We start from the raw sequence: 19,173 nt of genomic DNA on the forward strand, positions 1-19,173 counted from the left end.
CGTCAACGTGCGGGGAAATGAGCGCTTACCCTACATGCACGAGCTGATTGGCTACATACTACAGCCTGAACGGCCTATTGCCCTGATTTTGATCTGGAAAGGTGTTGGTAGCAACGGCAAGTCCGCATTGGCTGGTTTGCTGGCCGACCTGCTGGGACATCATGCAGTTGCGGCGATGCGTGTACGTGATCTGACAAGAAACCAGTTTTCAGTTAACAGCTTGTTTGGGCGCCTGCTGTTTCTCGATGACGACGTCCAGACCGGCACTCGTCTTCCAGACGGCGACCTAAAGCGTATCAGCGAGAAAAAGATCCTGACTGCCGAGCGTAAATTTAGCGGCCACTACTCGTTCGAGAATCGCGCGGTGCCGTTGATGCTCTGTAACAATCCTCCCTCGATTACAGACCTTAGTCAGGGTCTACAACGACGGCTTCATGTCGTGCCCTTCACTCGTCAATTCAAAAAGAAGGACATCGACAGCACGTTGTTTGACCGTATCAGAGCCCAGGAACTTTCCGGCATTCTAAATCACGCATTACGAGGCTATCAGCGGGTGGTACGGCGTGGATGGAAGTTCAAAATTCCTGATGCGGTGAAGGCAGCCTCTGAGGGGTTTTTGCAGGAGGCGAACCCCGTTCCGGCTTTCATAGATGAAGGGTGCATCAAAGGGAGTGGCAGCTGCCTCGTGGCAGAGCTCTATGCCCGCTACGGAACGTGGTGTCAGCAGCAGGGTATTACCATGGCGCAGCAACGTTCAAGCTTCGAGCGAAACGTCACCTCCCTTGGCTATAAGGCCGTGAAACGGAACAAGGGAATGACGTTTCTCAACCTCAGCATCCGCTACCCGTAGCCATTGTGGTGGTGGTGGTGGTGACGAAAGTGCTGGAAACAAATCACCCCCCCACTACAGGGGGGTATGTTGAAAGCTTTTAGTTTGCCAACTCGTCACTTTCGTCACCACCACCAGCGGATTCGGAAGGACATCGCGCAGCTAAGTAGACATCGCTTAGTCTAAGTACTTGACAAGATTAGGTTTTCTGCTACAATGCCTTCGTTTTCAGTCGCTGATGCAGCCAAACGAACCTGTTCGCAGACGTGAAAACACCTCAGCATGAGCGCCAATTCGGCGCTCTTTTTCGTTTCAGGAGCTACCCGATGCACATACTTTCAACCTCGCCCTTAACGCCGCACGCGACGATCACGCTGGCACCCGTTTCGATTCTGGGCGCCGCCCCTTCAGCGACGCTTCGCAACAATCCCAAAGCCAACGCCGCCGCGGCTCAAGGCCCCGACGCCAAAGTCATCGTGATCGGCCTGGACGATCAGGGAAGACCGCATGCGTCGTGGTTTGCAGAAGACGAGTGCGATGCCGCCGCTGTCGCCTCTGACCTGATGAACATGGCACTCATCGACGTGAGCAATGAGGAGTTGGCTGCGATCGCCAACAACCTGCCGCGTGGAAAGCTGTTCGAGAGCGGCAAGGCGTTCGTGCCGTTCGTGAAGCGCACCACCTATGATCAGCTCGCGAAGTACCTCGACGACGACTACCTCGCGGCAGCAGCAGCCCGCGTGGAGGCCGCCGCAGGGGCAGCCAGCGCTGCAGCCGAGGATTATGCGAAAGCGAGCAAGGGTGAGGTGCCGGCCCGGCAACCGGAGGACTGGTCGAAGCTTCTGGTTGGAGACCTCGTGCTGGCCCGTGAGACCGCCGAGGAAGGTTGGTTCGAGGCGATTGTCGTCGAACTAGCGGCCGACGGCCGTTTCCGCCTTCGCTGGCGCGACTGGCCGGAGCTACCGAACTTCACCCGCGCTCTAACGGATATTGCCCTTCTGCACCCCAAGCATGTCGCGGCGTAGGGCGATCATGATGACCATCACCATACTGGCAACAGTCCATGCGAGCAGCGCTGGCCAAGGAGGCGGGTCGATCATGGCCACCGCATCGTCACCGAGGGAATGCCGCATTCGCGAACTCAACGACGCGCTGCGGACAACCTTCGGCACCGGCCGCGTCATGCTCACCAGCGGCGTGCAGGTTCTGGATGAAAGCGAACGTGCCGAGCTGCTGAATGCGGTCCAGCAGTTCAATGATTTCACGGCAGCCAATGACCCCTATGGGGAGCATGACTTCGGGCGTGTGGTCGTTGGTGGCAAGGGCTACTTCTGGAAGATCGACTACTTTGACAGCGATCTTCAATACCAATCGCCCGACCCTGCCGATGCGGCCGTCACGACGCGCGTGCTGACTATCATGCGGGAGGATGAATATTGAACCTGCTGTTCAACGACATGCCTTCGATAGAAAGCCGCGCTTCGTTCGCGGCTTCTTTTTTGTCAAGGTTTTCCCGGCTTTCTACCTGCCCTCATGGGCGCGGGGCGGGATTCGTCAGGCCCAGCTTCTTGAAAGAACGCGCCCACTTTCACGTTCAAGGCCCGCGACAACGCCTCCAACACGGAGATAGTCACGTTCTCCTCGCCCCGTTCGATGCGGCCGACGTAGGAGCGGTCGATCGCTGCCTCGAGCGCAAGTCGTTCCTGCGACAGGCCCCGCTCAACGCGCAACTTGCGGAGATTCCAGCCGATGAGTTCGCGAGCATCCATAGTCGCGCAAGAGGCCACATCGCACCCTTGACAATCGACGGACTGTCAGTCCCATATTCGCGTCAGGGGCGAGTGCTTTCATGGCCTCAATCCATGCAGGCGCCGCCTCATCCACCAATACCGTTTGCTGAGGAAACAGAATGACCGCCTACATCAATGCCATGGGTCGATATTTCGACTTCTCCGGCCGCTCGACGAGAGCGCAGTTTTGGTACTACCACCTTGCGCTGCTGGGTCTCGCGGCCGTCGGCATCATCATCGACGCCGCGATCAACGGGGGCCAGCCGCTGGTCTCCGCCCTGATCATCATCGCGCACTACGTCCCGTCGCTCGCCATCACCGTTCGGCGCTTGCACGACGCGGACATGAGCGGCTGGCTGGTGCTGCTCTGCTTGGTGCCGGGTATCGGCATCATCGCGTTCATTGCCTATGGCTGCATTGCCTCGACGGCCGGCTCCAATCGGTTCGGCCCGGCCGATCGATCAGCCCCGCTTTCGACCGTGGCAGCCCCGACAGCGGCTTCTGGGCCAACGGCGGCAGCGAACATCGAACGCATCGAGAAGCTCGCCTCTCTTCGCGCTGCGGGGACGATCAGCGACGACGAATTCCAACAGATGAAATCAGAAGTCCTGGCAGGCGGCACGCGCTGACCGAACGTATCGGGGGACGCCGTGCTCTGCTCGGGAGTCCTCGTCAGTCGAACTGAAACCGAGCGAGGGAGACGGGGGCACATGAAAATCGCGATCGGAATCATTTCAATCTTTTTAGGCATGCTGGTGCTGCTGCAGTCCTGCACGGTCGGCACTGCGTCGGAGATGCTCGGCGATCAGGCGACCAGCGAAGCTGGCGCTGTCGGAATGCTGGTCGGCCTGCTTTATTTCGTCGGAGGCGCGTTCGCATTCGGCCTGCCGGTCGTGACGATGGTCGCGCTGACACTCGCCGGTTTGCTGGGATTTGCTGCGGCGAGCAGCGGCAGCTTCTCCGACCTGACAATGTGGGCGGTCGTCGCGCTTGTCTTGGCCGTAGGGGCGTTCTTTAGCTGGCGCAGCGGTCGCAAGGCGAAGGCGGCGCAAAACAATGTCTAAGGCGATCACAGGCTTGTTGATCGGGGGTGCCTTGCTCGCCAGTCCGGTCTCGCCGAAGGCCGAGGAAATATCGTATTTCGAGGGCGAGGTCTGGAGCGTGACGCAACATCTGCCCGAGAGCGTAGGTGCCGATTTAGAAGAGAAACCTCGGTGCCAATTCGGCACACGCACTTGGCCGCAGAAGGGCTTGAACTTCGTCTATGTGCTGACCAGCAATGATTACATCGAGCCTTGGCTGCAGGTGTATTCGGAGGGGTGGGAACTTCCAGTCGGCAATAAAACCAAGGTCGATCTCGTAACCGTTGGAGGTACTTTCGGGATTGAATTGACGGCAAGCAGTGTCAATTACCTGACCGGCTCGATCAGTTCGAAAGTCATCGGTGAGCAGAACAGTTATGCCCTCGTTGTCGCGTTGAGCTACATGCTGGATGCACGGCGTCAGGGAATCAGCATGCGCGTTCGATTTGCCGGCAACGAACCCGAATGGTTTATCCCGCCGATGGACCAAGTGGAGACGTATCAAGTGAGGTCGGCTTTCGACAAATGCATGAGCAGTCTTCAAAGCAAGGCTGCAGATTACTCGCGCGATGGCGGGAGACCCGAAGGCAAGACATCGCCATTCGGTCAACCAGATGGCTCGGCTTCGGTCTTGCCACCGACCACCTCCGATGAAGCATCAGCGCCAGCCTCTCCCGCGGCACAAGCATCGACAGAATGGCATTTCGACACTGCGGCGGAAGACTGGGGCAAAACCTGCTTCGCCGAAACGGAGGTTGGCGGTGTCAAGGTCGGCTTCATGGCCGCTCCGGGAGGGGACGTCGACGGCTTTGTGGCAGGGCTATTCAGTGGTCAAATAACCACAACGTGGAAGGTGGACAACAAAGCCCCCCATATTTCCGATGGAGTTGAGGACGCCTATTTTGGCTGGCACAGCTTCGACGAGGTATCGGATGCGCTTCTTGCCGACGTCGCTGGCGGCAGCGAACTAAGGATCGCCAAGCTTGGTGAAAAGCGCTTTGTCGTCCCGCTGCAGGGGGCGAATCAGGCGCTCTCGTCGTTTGCCGAGTGTGTTGGCAAGCCAAAGCCCGCTTCCAACGCTGCAGGCCCGCAAAACGACCCGCAACTGGGCAACAAACGCGACCGATCGTGCCTGCTGCAGGTCAAGGGTAAGAAAGTCATCGACGGGCCTTGTTCGTGGGAGCCCTACGGCTCGAGCGGACCCACTTTGCAAATGACGGCGAACGGCTTCTTTGCGCTCCTGATGATGGAGGATGCCGATAACGCCATCGGCTATTGGAACGAGACTGCAAATTCCGTTCATGCCCACGCCGAACTCGGAAGGCTCACCAGGAGCGGTGATTGCTGGACTAACGAGAACGTTCGAATGTGCCCTCGAAGGTGATCACCTTGACCCGAAGCGGATCGGCGCGGTCACGCGGCGGATCCAATTTCGCGATCGAGTGCGCTCGCAAGGAATGCATCGACGCATTCATAGTGCCAGTTTGTGCGCTTCGTCGTCGGAAACCTGATTGCCCTCCCACCCCTGATCTGTGGCGCGTTTGCGGAATTGAAGAACACTGTGCGGGGAGCGCGCACGTCGTTGGTCAGCCTCTCGAAGAGGGGCAGGTAGTCCTTACCTCCAAAGAAGACGATCGGCTCCTCCGTATCCGACGGTAGCATCGAGAGATCGTGGTAACGGTCGGTCCTTCGCCTCCGTTTGTAGTTCTCGGCTTGAGAAGTGAAGGTGATGTCGTAGTACGGAGTGAGGAACGACGCTCCGATGAGCCCCCATCCGGCCGACAAGATCAAGAGCTTCTCTGGCCCGACCTTCGCGGCGAGCTTGCGGTAGACTTCGTTCTGATAAAGTTCGAACGCAGCCAGCAGGCCAAGTGGATTTCCGCCTGAGCTGCGGTTATAGGCGAGCAGTTCATCGCGCCACGTCTTGCCGCCATCAGCGATATCGTCGGGCCGGGCAAACAGCACGCCGTCAACGGCGGGCGCGGCTTTGGGTTCAGCGACAAAGCAAACCCGTCGACCGTCGCGGGTCCGGAGGTGCCCTGCATCTGCTCTTTTGCGGGCCGCGCATTGAATAACAACAATCACGTTGCCTCCTCCATGGCGAGTACGTGCTCATCTAGACAATCGAGGAACTTCGGATCGTATACTTCATCGACGTGATTGGAGTTCCAGAGGCCAGACATTCTCACCTTTGCCCGGTCGCAATGTCGTCCAAGCCAGCCCGCCGACGGAGCGTCGATTGGCTGCTTGCCGTAGTTGCTGAGAAGCGCAATCGCGTTGCGCTCGATGTAACCGCGCAGGCTCTTCGCGCCGGGCTCATCGTCAACACCAAGCCACACGAGCGGCATCGAGCCGATTAGACGGCTCACCTCACGCTCGAGCGCAATCTCGCCCATCCTTACCTCGGCACTCGCCGAATTTCCTACATCCCACGTTGAGCACGCATACCCGTCACGGGCCATGAGTGCCGTTCCGACTATCAGCCGGAATATCGATCCGCGGTGATTGCCGCCGCCACTTTGCATCTGGCCGCGATGTTGCGACAGGCGCGTCCATAGTTTAGTGCCCGAACTTGGTTTGAGCGCGTGCGTGCCCACTCTGACGATGCGTGGACCGGAGCCTGAATCAGAACGGTCTTCGCCATCCTCCATGAAGAAGTAAACGCCGCGCCGTGGCCAGCCGAGTCTACCGTTGCAACTGCCAAGCATCCTAGCGCCTCGCAGGCAATGCTGGAGACGGTCAACTGCCGAATAAAACCTCTTCACATCATTCACGCGCCGCGAATCCATTGCGTCAGCATACCGTGGCTCGGCAGCTGCTTTCTAGGTGTCAATTCGGGGGCCCGAGATGCGGGTGTTGGCCGCGTCGCCCGAGCAGAGCACTCAACCATGAGACGCTCCGAAGAAGGAAGTGTATAGCAACTAAGTTGTTCGCCTAATAAGACTCTTGGAATCGATGAGACGCGTGTGGAGTAAGGGAGAAGGATATGTTGCCGGAGAATGTTACGCTTAAGTATCTCGTGGAGAACAGGCTGTTGCCGAATGCCGAAGACTACATTCGGTGCATTCGGTTGAATTGTCGCCAGTTGGGCAAGGGCAAGGGCGAGTATGTTGTCCGATTGGGCAGGACGGGCGACGGAATTGCTCCCAACTACCGCATTGAGTTTCCCTCAGATCAGGCCGTCTGTGCAACGTCTGGCGAACTTCACAACCATTTTACCGGTGCGAGGTGGCCTGCTGATGTCGATGAATTTTTTTCTCGTGATAACGTTTTCAATGGTCGCAGCCACAAGGAGGCGGTCCTTGGGAAAGCCAAGGAATCTTGGAGCGTGGAAACAGACGACGAAGCGTCAATGATGGGTCTTCTGCAAATATTCGTCGAGGCAAGGAAAGCCAGAAAATAGGAATTCTTCGGTTACCCTTCGAGCCTGCTGGAAACAGCATGAGCGTCAGCTCGTGCTTCCTAGTAGTGAAAGCCTGACGCTTGTTACCCCCCAATGAACAGCAAAATCCGACCCCTATGGCAACATTCGAGCAATTGGACATTGCTCCCAGCACACTTTTGCGGATCGCACGCCGAAGGGGGATGGAATCTCTTGACGTTCGTGCGGTTCGAAAAGACGCTACCTTCCGGTTGCGGAGGTACTAAAATGTCTGAACTCGTCCAATCGATTGAAGATGTAGTAAAGTACGTCGACACGATCCACAACTACGGCCAAGGCAATGGACCTGAACGCCGGTTCCACGATCGGCGGATCAAGAACGGGAAGATATTCATCGCAGTGAAACGTGGTGACGACTTCCGCTTTGCGCCGCGCAATTTTGCTGGATACCGAAACAACGATCTCACCCGAGAGAGCCAGCTATCCGATCGAGACGGTCGAGTAACGGACAGGACGATTGAAAAGCTTGCGGGAAAGCCGATCCTACCTGAGAAACCAGAGCACGAGCAGATAGACCGCGCCTTTCTAAGCTATTGCGCAGAAAGAAAAATTGAACCGTCAAAGCATCATATGAAACGCCGATATTGGCTGCTGACCATCGGCACTGAATCAGTGTTGCCCGAGGAAATTTTGGACCCAGAATTTTGGGAGGGTGCAAAAATCGCGATTCAGGTAAACCGGTTTGAACGCAGCCAACAAGCGAGGAAAGCCTGCACAGATCATTACGGCTACACTTGTCGGGTATGCGAGGTGAACTTAGTCGAGGTGTACGGAGAGATAGCTCGCGAATTTATTCATGTTCACCATATTATCCCTTTGTCTGAAGTCGGCGAGGGCTACAAGGTCGATCCAGTCGCAGACCTTCGCCCCGTTTGTCCTAACTGCCATGCCATGTTACACCGTCGCCGCGAACCCTTATCCATAGACGAACTCAGGGCGCGGATAGGTCGACTTGCGTAAGGAGTGGGCGGGGTGGATAAGATCGCGCTGTGCTTCTGCTCACCACCCGGAGTAGGCCTCCGCTTCGGGTTACCAACCGTCAGGCCTTCACCACTAGCTGACTGTTTGGTTCTCGGGCAAGATGTGGGTGTTGGAGCGATATTCCGGTTGGAGCTGTTTTAGAGTTGTCGCAACTGCCTTGTGACCGCAAGCCAGTCCTCGACGTTTTTGCCGTCACTCCCCACATCATGGAGCAATCGAAGCTCCGAAGCCGACAGCGTTCGGGGTTTCGCAAGGTCGGCGAAGAACGGCGACTCCAGCGTGGCGCGCGCCGAGATTTCGTAAGGGCAGGAGCCTAAACCGCCGATCTCGGAAGAACAGCTCACAACCGCCGTAACTTGCGACGAGCCTATGGGTCTCCCGCCGTCGCCGATATTGATCAGCTTCGAAACGTCGATTGTGCCGCCACCATTCTCCAGGATCGACGACGAACTCGTGCAGACGAGCGCATGGTAGCGCGTCTTGGGCATCCCCCTTCTCGTGCCACCGGAGATGACGATAACATGGCCCGGCAAGGGAAGCTCGCCTTGCGGTGTTCGGTACGACTGCCAGAGGAACACTACACTCGGCTCGCGTGATTGGGCACTCGGGCGGGAATGCATTTGGCTGAAGAGCACTTCAGGACGAGAGTCAGAGCGACGCAGCGTCTCGATCGCTCGTCCCTTGGACTCGCCGATGCCCCACCAGAAGGTGCCGCCCGCCATCCGCTCCAGTTCTTTGCGGTTACGGATTGCACGGATATCCTCACCCGCGTCGGTCTGCATCTTGGTGAAAACGAATTGGTCTGGAATGCCGTTGATCGTGCTCATGCCTTCCCCTCCCGCTTCGGCAAGTTATTCATCTGTCTGCTCAAGCAGGCTTTCGATCTCCTGCCGAGTTTTCCTGTCCCACCCGCTTGCGGGCCTCGGGTACCATCGGCCGGCCTCGTCGGGACAGCGCCACCGCGGTGAGGCCGCACGGCTGAGGAATTTGAGAGCGTCCCAATAGTCGTCAATCATTTTCTCTTGTTTGTATTTGGTGCAGGCGACGTGGAAGTAGCCGTCAGGCAGCATATGTTCCGGCGAAAACCAGTCTCCTTCCTTGGTAACCGGGACCCACACGGGATCGCCGTCAATGAAATCCGTCTGATCGGGACGTCGGAGGGGCAGGTCTTCTTGGAGGTGCCAGATTGACGGGCGAAAGTCGGGCCGTGCTTCCAGCCATTGCCGGGCGCTCTCCACGCTTATGCTTCCGTCGGCTCTGGTTTTGAGGATTCCGCCGCTCTTGGGCGCAAGTAGGTTCATGATGCTCTTGCGGCTGACGGCTGCCAAAGCAGCTAGCTCCTCTACGCTGAGTCCTATTCTGTGCCATTCCGGGTGGTCCAGCTTTTGGCGGGCCCGCGCCGCCGCAAAAGCCCGCTTTGCCTCCTTATCCTGCAGCCAAGATGGAGGGAGCATGCCTAAATCTTCGTTTTCGTGGAATGCATCCCAATCGTGAACCCCGAGGTCGGCATCTTCTAGTTTCAACCCATAAAATGCATAGGCCCGCACAGCTAGGTAGTTGCGGTAAATCGGCAGCTTCTCCACCGAGCTGATGGGCAGATCCTCATCCGCGCTTGTCCAATCGAAATCAGGCGGAAGCTCGCCCTCACTTTCTCTATACATAGTCGTGACGCCTTCTCGCACGGCTTCAAATGGAAACAGGAATGGCAAGAGCTCCACTACGTCGTGCAACACACCGCGGACCCAAGGCGGATCGAAGTCCTTGTGATCATCCCAGAACTCCCGCCAGCATTTTTCGACTTCGGTTCTGGCGCCGTCCAGATTGTCGTTCATCGGTGTTTCCTCCTTCCATGCGGACGACCGGCGCTACGCCGACCATGCAGAAGGTGCTTACACTTGCGAGAACAGGGTCGGTAGACGGAGGCGGCGTGACCGTCTGGGGTAATAGGCACGAAAGTGCCTGCCAGCTTCATCGCCCGCTCCATAAGTAGCCTGCTCGACAGCTTGTTGTGCTTGAGCATCAACCGGACGTCTTTCAAACGGAGAAGGTAGCCGTCCGGCACCTCCGTGCCGTGCTCGATCACGAATCTAATGTCGTCTTGGCTGTAGCCGCGCTGTCGGGCGCGAATCGCTGCATGCTTGGAAATGGTGCTCCAACCCTCGCTTGTCATAGGAAGCTCCTCTCAACCATGGCCCTGTGATTGTTGAAGATAGCTTTGTCATCCGGACTAGTCAATGCCCGGGATACTTAAAATCTTCCCGGGATCAAAATTATCCCGACTCCTCGGGATGGCGTGCCAGCGCTCGGCAGTAGAGCCAATGGGTATTGTAGTTGGCGTCGTGGCCCCGATGGTCGAAAGCGGGCATGGCTAAGGCGGTGCGAATTTCCGCTGTAGGCACGCACCCCCTGCGTAGACTTGGCGCATCCGTCGCCATCTCAACGCAGCCGCCGAGGTCCCGCGCAACGTCGAGGTATACCCCCGCGACTACGTCCTCTTTACTCTTGGCAATGTATTGATTGCGCCATTCATGCCGGACAGTGTGATTGCGGCGCTGGATATAGGCGTCCTACTGCGGCTTGCCGGACTGGATACCACCGTTGCATGAAGTGATGACAAGGCTTAGACCATTGATTCGATTGCAACAACGCACATTGCTTGGATTGCTCGTGAACCCCTTCGGCAGGGCTATCCGGGTCATGGAGCTCGAAGCGCATCACCTGCGGGTTGTCCGGCGTGGCCAGACGTCGTTGATGTCCTTAGACGGCATGACCTCTCCACCGTCAGTGCGAAAGTCCGCGCTTGGTACGATCCTAACCGTCTCATCGGCAGAATGCGGCGACATTGTCTTGCGCGGCGTCGGATATGTCGATGCGCGTGCATTCGCCGACGAAGTCAGTAAGGCCTGGATTGAGCTCAATGTGTCCGCCCTCGACCGCGAGGCGGATCGCTTCTCCCGACTTCACGCTGCCGTTGCCAGCTTCTCTCGGCCAACCCGCTATCCCTCCGCCTGCCGAATTGCACCCCTCTTGAGCGACGCGAGGGCCCTCGACGTCGCGCTTCTGTCGAAACTGCAGCCGGAAGCTATCGGACCCGAGACAACTGAGCGCGTCACACTTGTGAGGACATTCGTCGCCGATCCTCGGCCAGCGAGATCCAACGCTATTGCGACCTTTGTGACGGCCGAACTGGACCGCTGGAAGGATTTCTTCGATACGATCGAGAGCAAGCCGCTGACACACGAACAGCGCCTTTCCGTCGTCGTTGACGAGGACGCAACGCTAGTCCTCGCTGGTGCGGGGTCCGGCAAGACCAGTGTGATCACCGCCAAGGCAGCTTATCTCGTTAAGGCAGGAATCCGCCAGCCGGAGCAAATCCTGCTGCTGGCTTTTGCGAAGAATGCCGCGGAGGAAATGTCGGAACGGGTGGAAGCGCGATCCGGTGTGCCGATTGTGGCGCGGACATTTCACGCGATTGCGTATGACATCATCGGAATGGTCGAGGGGACAAAGCCCGCGCTGGCCGACCACGCCACTGATGATGTGGCATTCACCAACTTGATTAAAAAGATACTCAAGGACTTCGTTCTGACGCGGTCGGAAGTGTCCAAGGCGATCATTCAATGGTTCGCGCATTTTCTAGTCGAGCCGAAGACCGAATGGGACTTCAAAACCAAGCACGACTTTTACACCCATATGGAACAGCAGGATCTGCGTACGCTGCAAGGGGAAAAGGTCAAGAGCTACGAAGAGTTGCAGATCGCCAACTGGCTTTACGAAAGCGGCGTCGGGTACGAATACGAACCAGTCTACGAGCACGAAATCCATCGCACCGGCCGTCGAGACTATTGCCCGGACTTTCGCCTGACCGAAAGCGGCATCTATATCGAGCATTTCGGGGTGCGGCGCCAGAAAATGCCCGATGGCAGCGAGCGGCTAATCACCGCGCCCTTCGTCAATCGCGAAGAGTATCTGTCTGGCATGGACTGGAAGCGCGAGATCCACGCTGCGCATGAAACCACCCTGATCGAGACCTATAGCTACGAGCGGCAGGAGGGGCGTCTACTGACCAGCTTGGCAGAGAAGCTTGCACCCCATGTGATCATGAATCCCCGTCCCGCCGACACGATCTATGATCGCGTTATCGAGTTGAAGCAGGTCGATGCATTCTCGCAGTTACTCGGGACATTCCTGCGCAAGTTTAAGAGCGGTGGCTACAGCATCGCCGACTGCGACGCCAAGTCCGAGCGGATGAAGCTCGGCAATCGGGCCAAGGCGTTCCTTGCGGTGTTTGCGCCTGTCTTCCAAGAGTATCAAATGCGGCTCGGGGGGCGGATCGACTTCGAGGACATGATCCTGAGGGCTGCGCGCTACGTTGAAACTGGCCGATATGTCAGCCCGTTCCGCCACATCCTTGTCGACGAGTTCCAAGATATCTCGCAGAGCCGTGCCCGGCTGGTGAAGGCATTGAAAGCCCAGCATCCGGACGTACGCGTTTTTGCCGTGGGCGATGACTGGCAATCAATCTTCCGGTTCGCTGGGTCCGACATCCATCTGATGCGCAACTTCGGCGATGAGTTCGGCGGGAGCTTCGACGGGGAGGCCGGTGTGCACAGGACAGTCGATCTCGGGCGCACCTTCCGTTCAGTCGACCAGATCGCATTCGCGGCCAGAACCTTCGTCCTGAAGAACCCGGCGCAGATCCAGAAGCAGATTATCCCAGCCGGGTTGGCAACCGAACCGGCCATCAAGGTCGTGATGACGTCAAAGGGGGAGGAGGAGAAAACGCTCAGCGAAGTGCTCGCGGCGATGTCCGCCAAACTGGACGCCGCGCACAACGCAAGTGTGCTGCTGCTGGGGCGTTATAGATTTCTCGAACCGGACGGGCGGGATCTGCAGCGTCGGTTCCCCCGACTGCGCATCAGTTTCAAGACCATCCACGCATCGAAGGGCCTCGAAGCCGATCATGTGGTCCTCATGAACGCAGACAGCGGTCGGATGGGCTTCCCATCGGAAATTGTCGATGACCCCTTGCTTACCTTGGTCTCGCCCGAGGAAGAGGCATTCCAGAACGCGGAAGAGCGGCGGGTGATGTATGTGGCGATGACGCGGGCCCGTCACACCCTAACGATCCTCGCCTCAAACTCGAGACCATCGTCCTTTGTTGTCGAACTCAGGAAAGATCCCGCCTATGGCATTGCTGCTGCACCCGCTGCGCAACAGGATACTCACGAGTGCGGAGAATGCGGCGGGCGGGTGCTGGATGTGCGGGGCCAAGATGGTCGCGTCTGGTATCGCTGCGAGCATGTTGAGCATTGCGGAAACTCGCTGCCCGCCTGCCCGACCTGTTGTACGGCTCTCCCCCGCCGCGCAGACGGATCGGCCGAGGTCCGGTGTAGCTGCGGTGCCAGCTACCCACCATGTCCCGACTGCAAAGATGGATGGCTGGTTGAACGAACGGGGCCTTACGGTCGTTTCCTCGGCTGTGTTCGATATCCCACCTGTGCTGGAAAAGCTCAGATCTCGCCCGTTATAGGGCGTGCCCGGCGGGCGAGGTCAAAGCGTTAGGGTTCGCTCCCGTTCCGGGTATGCTAATGTGTGTGCCCCTTTCGCCGCGCAACAGACGATGAGGCGTATGGTCGAACTGCCCAATGGTCACGTACGGGTATACGTTAAGGTGCAATCGAAGATTGTTACAGCCGCAACGAAACTTCTACTTGACGGCGAGTCAATGTGACAGGGTAGGCTTCAAGCTTAAACCCTGAGGTGACAAAATGGCTCGAATTGGCTACGCCCGCGTCAGTACGATTGAACAAGATCTCGAAATTCAAGTTGTGAAACTCAAGTCTGAAGGATGCGAGATCATCCGCTCGGAAAAAATTTCAGGCGCCTCCCGCGAGGGCCGAACGGAACTACACACGATCATTGAATTCCTTCGTGAAGGCGATGAGTTGGTCATCACGCGATTGGACCGCCTCGGCCGCGATACGCGCGACGTCCTCAATATCGTCTATGAGTGCGAGCAGCGTGGGGCTTTTGTCACGATCCTTGACCCCCACGTATCAACCCGTGGCGAAATGGGGCATGTCATACTAACGGTGCTTGGCATGGTGGCTCAAATGGAGCGTCGCTTCATCAAGGAACGTCAGCGGGAAGGCATCGCACGAGCAAAAGCCGAGGGCGTGTACAAAGGTGGTAAGGTACGGCTGGACCATTCGCTGATACGACGACTTCACGCGCAGGGATTAACCCCGTCAGCCATCGCGCGGACAGCGAGGTGCTCCCGAATGCAGGTTTACCGCATTCTCAATTCGCCCGAGCCGCATGCGGGGGAATTTCGCGAGGCATAGAGAACGTCTGCAAATGCGCAGCGAGTGGTCGCAGTGCTGTCCGTGACTATACGTGGTCGGGTGGGCAGTCGAAGAGCCCCCGGATTAACGCTGCCGGGTCGCTACTTGGACGACCTCTTCTGCAACTCGACGCAAGACATGAACGTCACTCGCTTGAGGCGGACTCTCGTTCCCCGCATGAAGAATAGAGTTTCGAATCTTCAAAAGGCGACCCAAGGATTGCGCCTCATCGCGGCCAATGTGCCCCGCCATAGCCGCGTCACGAATGAGCGTCCATGGGGTGCTAGGGTTCTTTTCAGACTTGCGAGTCTCAGGAAGCAGACGAAGAGACGCCTCCAGAGCTGCCCATGCAAACAGGAAGGAAGCTTCTAAGTGCGCAGCATCCGGCCCAGCGATGACTTCAGACTTTTCAAGTAACTGAGATACCTTTTCCGCACTGGAACGACTGTTCACGTTCGAGGGTTCACGAGGATTCGTAAATACAACAACAAACTTCCAGCCCGGCTGCGAGTTGATTAACTCCGCAACTTCAGACAAGTTGGCTAGATCGCGCATCGTCTCCCGCGATTTCACTGCGATAACAAGATTCTCCTCAGCCGATCGAGCGATGATGTCGGGAATATAGTGTAACCGACGGAGAAACTCCGGAGATTCGGCCGGAGAGCTTGGAATACTCACCTGGAAGCCCTTGTTACGGTAGTCAATCGCGAGTTCGCTGGCCCGTTGCGCTTCACGACTTGAGGATTCTGGCTTCATGAATCGAGAACTCCGTTATGCGTATTGCTCTCTATGCGCACGTGCAAAAATCCCACTCCTGCAGCAAACCCTTGGAGAAGCACCCCGGAAGCCCCTTTGATTTGGTACGAGCCATCAAGCGGTCGTTTTCGCGATTTCGTTTCCGCGACTTGTGCGTCATCTACGAACACCAAGCCGTTCAACGCGTCTTGAATCGGCTTGATGATATTGTCGACATCCGGAGAGTCACCCTCGTAGTAGTAAGTTATCGTAATCTGGACTGGATCCGGTACCGGACCAATCCCGGCAGGGATTCGCGCTTGCGCCGCAAGGCCCACTTCTTGTTTCCACTGCTGCAACCTTGCCCTGTTCCGCGTCTGATTTGAAACAGGTGGGCCTTGGATGGTGAACTCGAAGGGCAGCATTCAAAAAGTCATCCGACAATACGAAAACAGAACTTGAATAGACTGCGTGAGAACCAGTTACACACCTGCGCCCTAATACCCCGAGTCCCAAGATTCCTTATAGGTAGCGTCCGGCTCACTGACAAGGCAAGTCGCTCCACTGGGAGATGGAACTCGACGTGGGCAGCGGTGATTCCGATACGGTCAGCACTAAGTCAGCGGCACGCCCGATTGCACGCCGCCCTGAAATAAACACGCCATGGCACGAATCAACGAAGGAACGGTCGAACATAGAGACGGTGGAGCCTCAGCAGTCCCTTCAAATGAAGCTTTGCCTGAAGTGCAATTGAACCTCTGGTCACAGCGACAGGGACGCCACTGCTCGTCAGCATCGGCACAACGAATCTCGGCATAATGACTACCGCCCACTTGCCCCCAGCGTGAAGACGATAGGCACTTCGAAGTAGGCCGGACACCTCCTCGATGTAAGCTTTATCAAAATCCGGAAAGGTTTCGAGATTTATTCTGATTGGCAATAGTCTATTCAATGTCGCCGATAGGCTTGGTCGGGTAAGTCCCTCATACAACCAATGGAGTTCCAGTGGATTTGCCCTGTAACCTTCGGCGCTACGAGTTGTATTGCGATATGTTTGATCGTCAAGTTCGTCACAGAAGCCTATCGGATCACGTTCGCGGCCAGGATTTGTAGGAATGCCATTTCCGACAATATGGACCTCGTCGAAACCGACCACCAGCCCGGGGTCGACGTCAACTAGGAGCTGCGTCGTAGGATCATTCCCTGTCTGAGATAAATGAGGGAACAATGCTCGTACAAAATGCTCGGGCATAGGTTTGTACCAATAACCCTCCAGTTCATTGCGAAACCGGCTCCACCGGTGTCGATCCAATAAGCGCTTTAGCCGTACAACGGCTCTAGTTGCGGCCTCGTGCCTTATCCGAGATGTTACTACGCTCGACGAGCGCCAATATAAGTGTAATGAATACCAGAGTCTTGTAAGTCTAGATATAAACTGCCTAAGGCCCGCCATTATTCTCTTCATTCCTACGAATCTTGGTCCTTCACATCCACGCAGACTGGTCTCGAATCCTGTTGAATTCTACAACCGCTGCTGGTTAAGAATACCTACGTAGAAAACGTAAAGGAAATCAGTCCGTGGATACCGAAGCAGACACGTGTCGTAAGCAGGTTGTACCTCGACTGATTGAGGCGGGTTGGGACAAGCCCCCGTGCGCCATAAACGAGCAGAGGTCTTTCACCGACGGACGCATTGTATTTGTCGGTGGCAGAGCACGCCGCGGCCGGCAAAAGCGTGCTGACTTCATTTTGCGGTACCGGCCAGATTTCCCGCTTGCCGTCGTAGAAGCAAAATCCAAATACAGGCATGCTGCAGACGGTCTTCAGCAGGCCAAAGAGTATGCAGAAATTCTGGGCTTGAAATTCGCATACGCGACTAACGGGCGGGAGATAGTGGAGGTAGATTATACGACCGGCGTGGAGCGCGATTTGACCTCGTTCCCTTCGCCCGAGGAGCTGTGGCAGCGCCTGTCCCAAGCGGAGCAGCTAGACGAAGCTGCTAAACAGCATCTTCTTTCCCCAATCTTCCCTGATAAGGACAAGCCATTACGCTATTATCAGGAAATCGCAGTCAACAGAACGGTGCAGGGCATACTGCAGAAGCGTAAGCGCGTCTTACTCACGCTTTGCACCGGTGCCGGCAAGACGGCGGTTGCGTTTCAAATCTGTTGGAAGCTTTGGAACGGCGGCTGGAATCCGAAAGGCAAGAACAGAAAACCCAAAATTCTCTTCTTGGCCGACCGCAATGTTCTAGTTGACGATCCCAAGGACAAGGACTTCAGCGCGTTCGGCGACGCTCGTTTTAAGATCACCGGGGGGGAAATCAGCAAAGGGCGCGACATCTATTTTGCGATCTATCAGGCCATCGCAGGCGACGACTCCCGCGATGGTCTGTTCCGGGAATATGCAAGAGATTTCTTCGATTTGATCATTGTCGACGAGTGCCATAGGGGGAGCGCACGTGACGACAGCAATTGGCGCGCCATCCTGGAGTGGTTCGAACCCGCCTACCAAATCGGCATGACTGCGACGCCGCGGCGCGAAGACAACGCCGATACGTACGATTACTTCGGCGATCCCATTTACGAATACAGCCTTGCTCAAGGGATAGCAGACGGCTTTTTGGCACCCTACCGGGTGCATAGGATTATTTCAGATTTCGACGCTGCCGGATGGCGTCCATCGCAGGGAGAACTTGACCGCTACGGGCGCGAAATTCCGGATACGCAATATGGCACGCGAGACTTCGAACGCATCGTCGCCCTTCGTGCACGAACCGAAGCGTTTGCCGCGCATCTAACGAATTTTCTGAAGCAAACTGACCGCTTCGCCAAAACCATTGTCTTCTGCGTTAATCAAGAACACGCACTTGAAATGCGCAATGCACTTGCGCGTCTGAACGCAGATCTCGTCAAGCAGTATCCGGATTATGCGTGCCGCGTTACAGCAGACGAGGGCGATATTGGATCTGCCCATCGGGCCAAGTTTCAGGACATTGAAACGGCATCGCCCGTCATCCTCACGACATCTCATTTGCTGACCACGGGCGTCGATGCGCCGACTTGCAAGAATGTCGTATTGGCGCGGGTGGTCGGATCAATGCCGGAATTCAAGCAGATCATCGGACGGGGAACTCGCCTTCGTCCCGACTACGGCAAGCTGGCCTTCAACATCATCGATTATACCGGGACTGCGACGGAGAAATTTGCTGACCACGGGTTCGATGGCGACCCAGTTAGGGAGCGCGAACAAGTCATCGACGACGTTGGGGATGTCGTCGATGAAACCGACGTCACGGAAGAGACCGGAAGCCCCTGCGAAACAGACACGGCCGAAATCGACCAATTCGAGGGCGGCTTGCCGGATGACACTGAGCCGGGCCTTCCCCGCAAATTCTACTATGATGGCGGTAGCGTCGAGATTATCCGTCAGCTTGTCTACGAACTTGATTCCGAGGGCAAGCAGCTCACTTGTCGTCAATTGACCGATTACACCGGTGAAAAGGTCCGAACGCTGTACCCGAATGCATCCGAACTCCGCAAAGACTGGCTGGACCCCGAACGACGCGCCGATATTATCGAGCAACTTGAGGAAAGGGGGATCGACACGGCGATATTGGGAGAGACGGTGAGCAAACCCGATGCTGACCCTTTCGATCTGCTTTGTCATTTAGCTTACAACGCTCCGCTTCGTACACGCCGGGAACGGGCCGAACGTTTGAAGCGGGAAGAGGCTGAATTCTTCGAAACGCACGGAGAAGGTGCGCGGCAAGTGCTTGATGCCCTCGTTGAAAAATATGCCGAGCACGGCACAGCACAGTTCAAGCTTCCAGACGTGCTCGAAATTCCACCGTTCAATAACTGGGGAAACGTTGTAGAAATCGCGGCGCGATTCGGTGGCGGCAAAGCCATGCGCGAAGCTGTCAGCGAACTCCAGCGGCGTCTCTACAGCGCATAACTAAAGAGAG

18 protein-coding genes are annotated in these 19,173 nt (G+C 56.8%); 11 read left to right on the plus strand and 7 right to left on the minus strand.

Annotated features, from left to right (window positions below):
* The first annotated feature begins 34 nt into the window (after window positions 1-34).
* The 3 genes from FKV68_RS19170 to FKV68_RS19180 all read left to right on the plus strand — a co-directional run bounded on the left by FKV68_RS19170 (window position 35) and on the right by FKV68_RS19180 (window position 2,269).
* Complete coding sequence (locus FKV68_RS19170; RefSeq protein WP_180939349.1) at window positions 35-850, plus strand: phage/plasmid primase, P4 family; 816 nt, start codon at window positions 35-37, stop codon at window positions 848-850.
* A 305-nt stretch (window positions 851-1,155) separates the two neighbouring features.
* Complete coding sequence (locus FKV68_RS19175) at window positions 1,156-1,854, plus strand: tudor domain-containing protein (RefSeq protein WP_180939350.1); 699 nt, start codon at window positions 1,156-1,158, stop codon at window positions 1,852-1,854.
* 10 nt (window positions 1,855-1,864) lie between these two features.
* Window positions 1,865-2,269, plus strand: coding sequence for a DUF3768 domain-containing protein (locus FKV68_RS19180; protein WP_245181673.1), 405 nt, complete (start codon window positions 1,865-1,867; stop codon window positions 2,267-2,269).
* 62 nt (window positions 2,270-2,331) lie between these two features.
* Here FKV68_RS19180 and FKV68_RS19185 read toward each other — a convergent pair whose 3' ends face one another.
* Window positions 2,332-2,598, minus strand: a complete 267-nt coding sequence (locus FKV68_RS19185; RefSeq protein WP_180939351.1) for a helix-turn-helix domain-containing protein — start codon at window positions 2,596-2,598, stop codon at window positions 2,332-2,334.
* Between the two features lie 140 nt (window positions 2,599-2,738).
* Here FKV68_RS19185 and FKV68_RS19190 point away from each other — a divergent pair, with 140 nt between their 5' ends.
* The 3 genes from FKV68_RS19190 to FKV68_RS19200 all read left to right on the plus strand — a co-directional run bounded on the left by FKV68_RS19190 (window position 2,739) and on the right by FKV68_RS19200 (window position 5,085).
* Entirely contained in the window at window positions 2,739-3,248 is a 510-nt protein-coding gene (locus FKV68_RS19190) for a DUF805 domain-containing protein (RefSeq protein ID WP_180941573.1), read from the plus strand.
* An 81-nt stretch (window positions 3,249-3,329) separates the two neighbouring features.
* A complete protein-coding gene (locus FKV68_RS19195; RefSeq protein WP_180939352.1) occupies window positions 3,330-3,683 on the plus strand; it encodes a hypothetical protein in 354 nt (117 codons plus the stop codon).
* Window positions 3,676-5,085 (plus strand): hypothetical protein, encoded by a 1,410-nt coding sequence (locus FKV68_RS19200; protein WP_180939353.1) that lies wholly within the window; start codon window positions 3,676-3,678, stop codon window positions 5,083-5,085. Before FKV68_RS19195 ends, FKV68_RS19200 begins: the two co-directional genes overlap by 8 nt.
* Before the next feature lie 29 nt (window positions 5,086-5,114).
* Here FKV68_RS19200 and FKV68_RS19205 read toward each other — a convergent pair whose 3' ends face one another.
* A complete protein-coding gene (locus FKV68_RS19205) occupies window positions 5,115-5,786 on the minus strand; it encodes a hypothetical protein (protein ID WP_180939354.1) in 672 nt (223 codons plus the stop codon).
* Window positions 5,783-6,490 (minus strand): GIY-YIG domain-containing protein, encoded by a 708-nt coding sequence (locus FKV68_RS33945; protein WP_180939355.1) that lies wholly within the window; start codon window positions 6,488-6,490, stop codon window positions 5,783-5,785. Before FKV68_RS33945 ends, FKV68_RS19205 begins: the two co-directional genes overlap by 4 nt.
* Before the next feature lie 197 nt (window positions 6,491-6,687).
* Between FKV68_RS33945 and FKV68_RS19215 the strand changes: the two genes are divergently transcribed.
* Together FKV68_RS19215 and FKV68_RS19220 are read left to right on the plus strand one after the other, a co-directional pair.
* Window positions 6,688-7,104 (plus strand): hypothetical protein, encoded by a 417-nt coding sequence (locus FKV68_RS19215; RefSeq protein ID WP_180939356.1) that lies wholly within the window; start codon window positions 6,688-6,690, stop codon window positions 7,102-7,104.
* A gap of 246 nt (window positions 7,105-7,350) precedes the next feature.
* Window positions 7,351-8,103 (plus strand): HNH endonuclease, encoded by a 753-nt coding sequence (locus FKV68_RS19220; RefSeq protein ID WP_180939357.1) that lies wholly within the window; start codon window positions 7,351-7,353, stop codon window positions 8,101-8,103.
* Window positions 8,104-8,261: 158 nt separating this feature from the next.
* Here the strand turns inward: FKV68_RS19220 and FKV68_RS19225 are convergent, their stop codons facing one another.
* On the minus strand, window positions 8,262-8,951 hold the full coding sequence (locus FKV68_RS19225; protein ID WP_180939358.1) for a hypothetical protein: 690 nt from the start codon (window positions 8,949-8,951) through the stop codon (window positions 8,262-8,264).
* Between the two features lie 24 nt (window positions 8,952-8,975).
* Window positions 8,976-9,956: a hypothetical protein gene (locus FKV68_RS19230; RefSeq protein WP_180939359.1), complete on the minus strand. Its 981-nt coding sequence runs from the start codon at window positions 9,954-9,956 to the stop codon at window positions 8,976-8,978.
* Between the two features lie 775 nt (window positions 9,957-10,731).
* Between FKV68_RS19230 and FKV68_RS19235 the strand changes: the two genes are divergently transcribed.
* The gene (locus FKV68_RS19235) at window positions 10,732-13,689 is read left to right on the plus strand and encodes a UvrD-helicase domain-containing protein (protein WP_246452589.1); all 2,958 of its coding nucleotides are present in this window, start codon (window positions 10,732-10,734) and stop codon (window positions 13,687-13,689) included.
* Window positions 13,690-13,895: 206 nt separating this feature from the next.
* The gene (locus FKV68_RS19240) at window positions 13,896-14,471 is read left to right on the plus strand and encodes a recombinase family protein (protein ID WP_180939360.1); all 576 of its coding nucleotides are present in this window, start codon (window positions 13,896-13,898) and stop codon (window positions 14,469-14,471) included.
* Between the two features lie 84 nt (window positions 14,472-14,555).
* On the opposite strand, the gene FKV68_RS19245 is transcribed toward FKV68_RS19240, so the two are convergent.
* A complete protein-coding gene (locus tag FKV68_RS19245) occupies window positions 14,556-15,227 on the minus strand; it encodes a hypothetical protein (protein WP_180939361.1) in 672 nt (223 codons plus the stop codon).
* Entirely contained in the window at window positions 15,224-15,631 is a 408-nt protein-coding gene (locus tag FKV68_RS19250) for a RusA family crossover junction endodeoxyribonuclease (protein WP_180939362.1), read from the minus strand. The genes FKV68_RS19245 and FKV68_RS19250 overlap by 4 nt, the downstream gene beginning before the upstream one ends.
* Before the next feature lie 1,153 nt (window positions 15,632-16,784).
* On the opposite strand from FKV68_RS19250, the gene hsdR reads away from it, so the two are divergent.
* On the plus strand, window positions 16,785-19,163 hold the full coding sequence (gene hsdR / locus FKV68_RS19255) for an EcoAI/FtnUII family type I restriction enzme subunit R (protein ID WP_180939363.1): 2,379 nt from the start codon (window positions 16,785-16,787) through the stop codon (window positions 19,161-19,163).
* Window positions 19,164-19,173 lie beyond the last annotated feature (10 nt).

Origin of the sequence: Sinorhizobium mexicanum, from assembly GCF_013488225.1 — a bacterium.
Taxonomy (GTDB): Bacteria; Pseudomonadota; Alphaproteobacteria; order Rhizobiales; family Rhizobiaceae; genus Sinorhizobium; species Sinorhizobium mexicanum.

Coding starts and splice junctions, on each gene's coding strand:
- FKV68_RS19170 (WP_180939349.1), top strand. CDS start 35: ATGCACGAGCTGATTGGCTACATACTACAGCCTGAACGGCCTATTGCC.
- FKV68_RS19175 (WP_180939350.1), top strand. CDS start 1,156: ATGCACATACTTTCAACCTCGCCCTTAACGCCGCACGCGACGATCACG.
- FKV68_RS19180 (WP_245181673.1), top strand. CDS start 1,865: ATGACCATCACCATACTGGCAACAGTCCATGCGAGCAGCGCTGGCCAA.
- FKV68_RS19185 (WP_180939351.1), bottom strand. CDS start 2,598: ATGGATGCTCGCGAACTCATCGGCTGGAATCTCCGCAAGTTGCGCGTT.
- FKV68_RS19190 (WP_180941573.1), top strand. CDS start 2,739: ATGACCGCCTACATCAATGCCATGGGTCGATATTTCGACTTCTCCGGC.
- FKV68_RS19195 (WP_180939352.1), top strand. CDS start 3,330: ATGAAAATCGCGATCGGAATCATTTCAATCTTTTTAGGCATGCTGGTG.
- FKV68_RS19200 (WP_180939353.1), top strand. CDS start 3,676: ATGTCTAAGGCGATCACAGGCTTGTTGATCGGGGGTGCCTTGCTCGCC.
- FKV68_RS33945 (WP_180939355.1), bottom strand. CDS start 6,490: ATGGATTCGCGGCGCGTGAATGATGTGAAGAGGTTTTATTCGGCAGTT.
- FKV68_RS19215 (WP_180939356.1), top strand. CDS start 6,688: ATGTTGCCGGAGAATGTTACGCTTAAGTATCTCGTGGAGAACAGGCTG.
- FKV68_RS19220 (WP_180939357.1), top strand. CDS start 7,351: ATGTCTGAACTCGTCCAATCGATTGAAGATGTAGTAAAGTACGTCGAC.
- FKV68_RS19225 (WP_180939358.1), bottom strand. CDS start 8,951: ATGAGCACGATCAACGGCATTCCAGACCAATTCGTTTTCACCAAGATG.
- FKV68_RS19230 (WP_180939359.1), bottom strand. CDS start 9,956: ATGAACGACAATCTGGACGGCGCCAGAACCGAAGTCGAAAAATGCTGG.
- FKV68_RS19240 (WP_180939360.1), top strand. CDS start 13,896: ATGGCTCGAATTGGCTACGCCCGCGTCAGTACGATTGAACAAGATCTC.
- FKV68_RS19245 (WP_180939361.1), bottom strand. CDS start 15,227: ATGAAGCCAGAATCCTCAAGTCGTGAAGCGCAACGGGCCAGCGAACTC.
- FKV68_RS19250 (WP_180939362.1), bottom strand. CDS start 15,631: ATGCTGCCCTTCGAGTTCACCATCCAAGGCCCACCTGTTTCAAATCAG.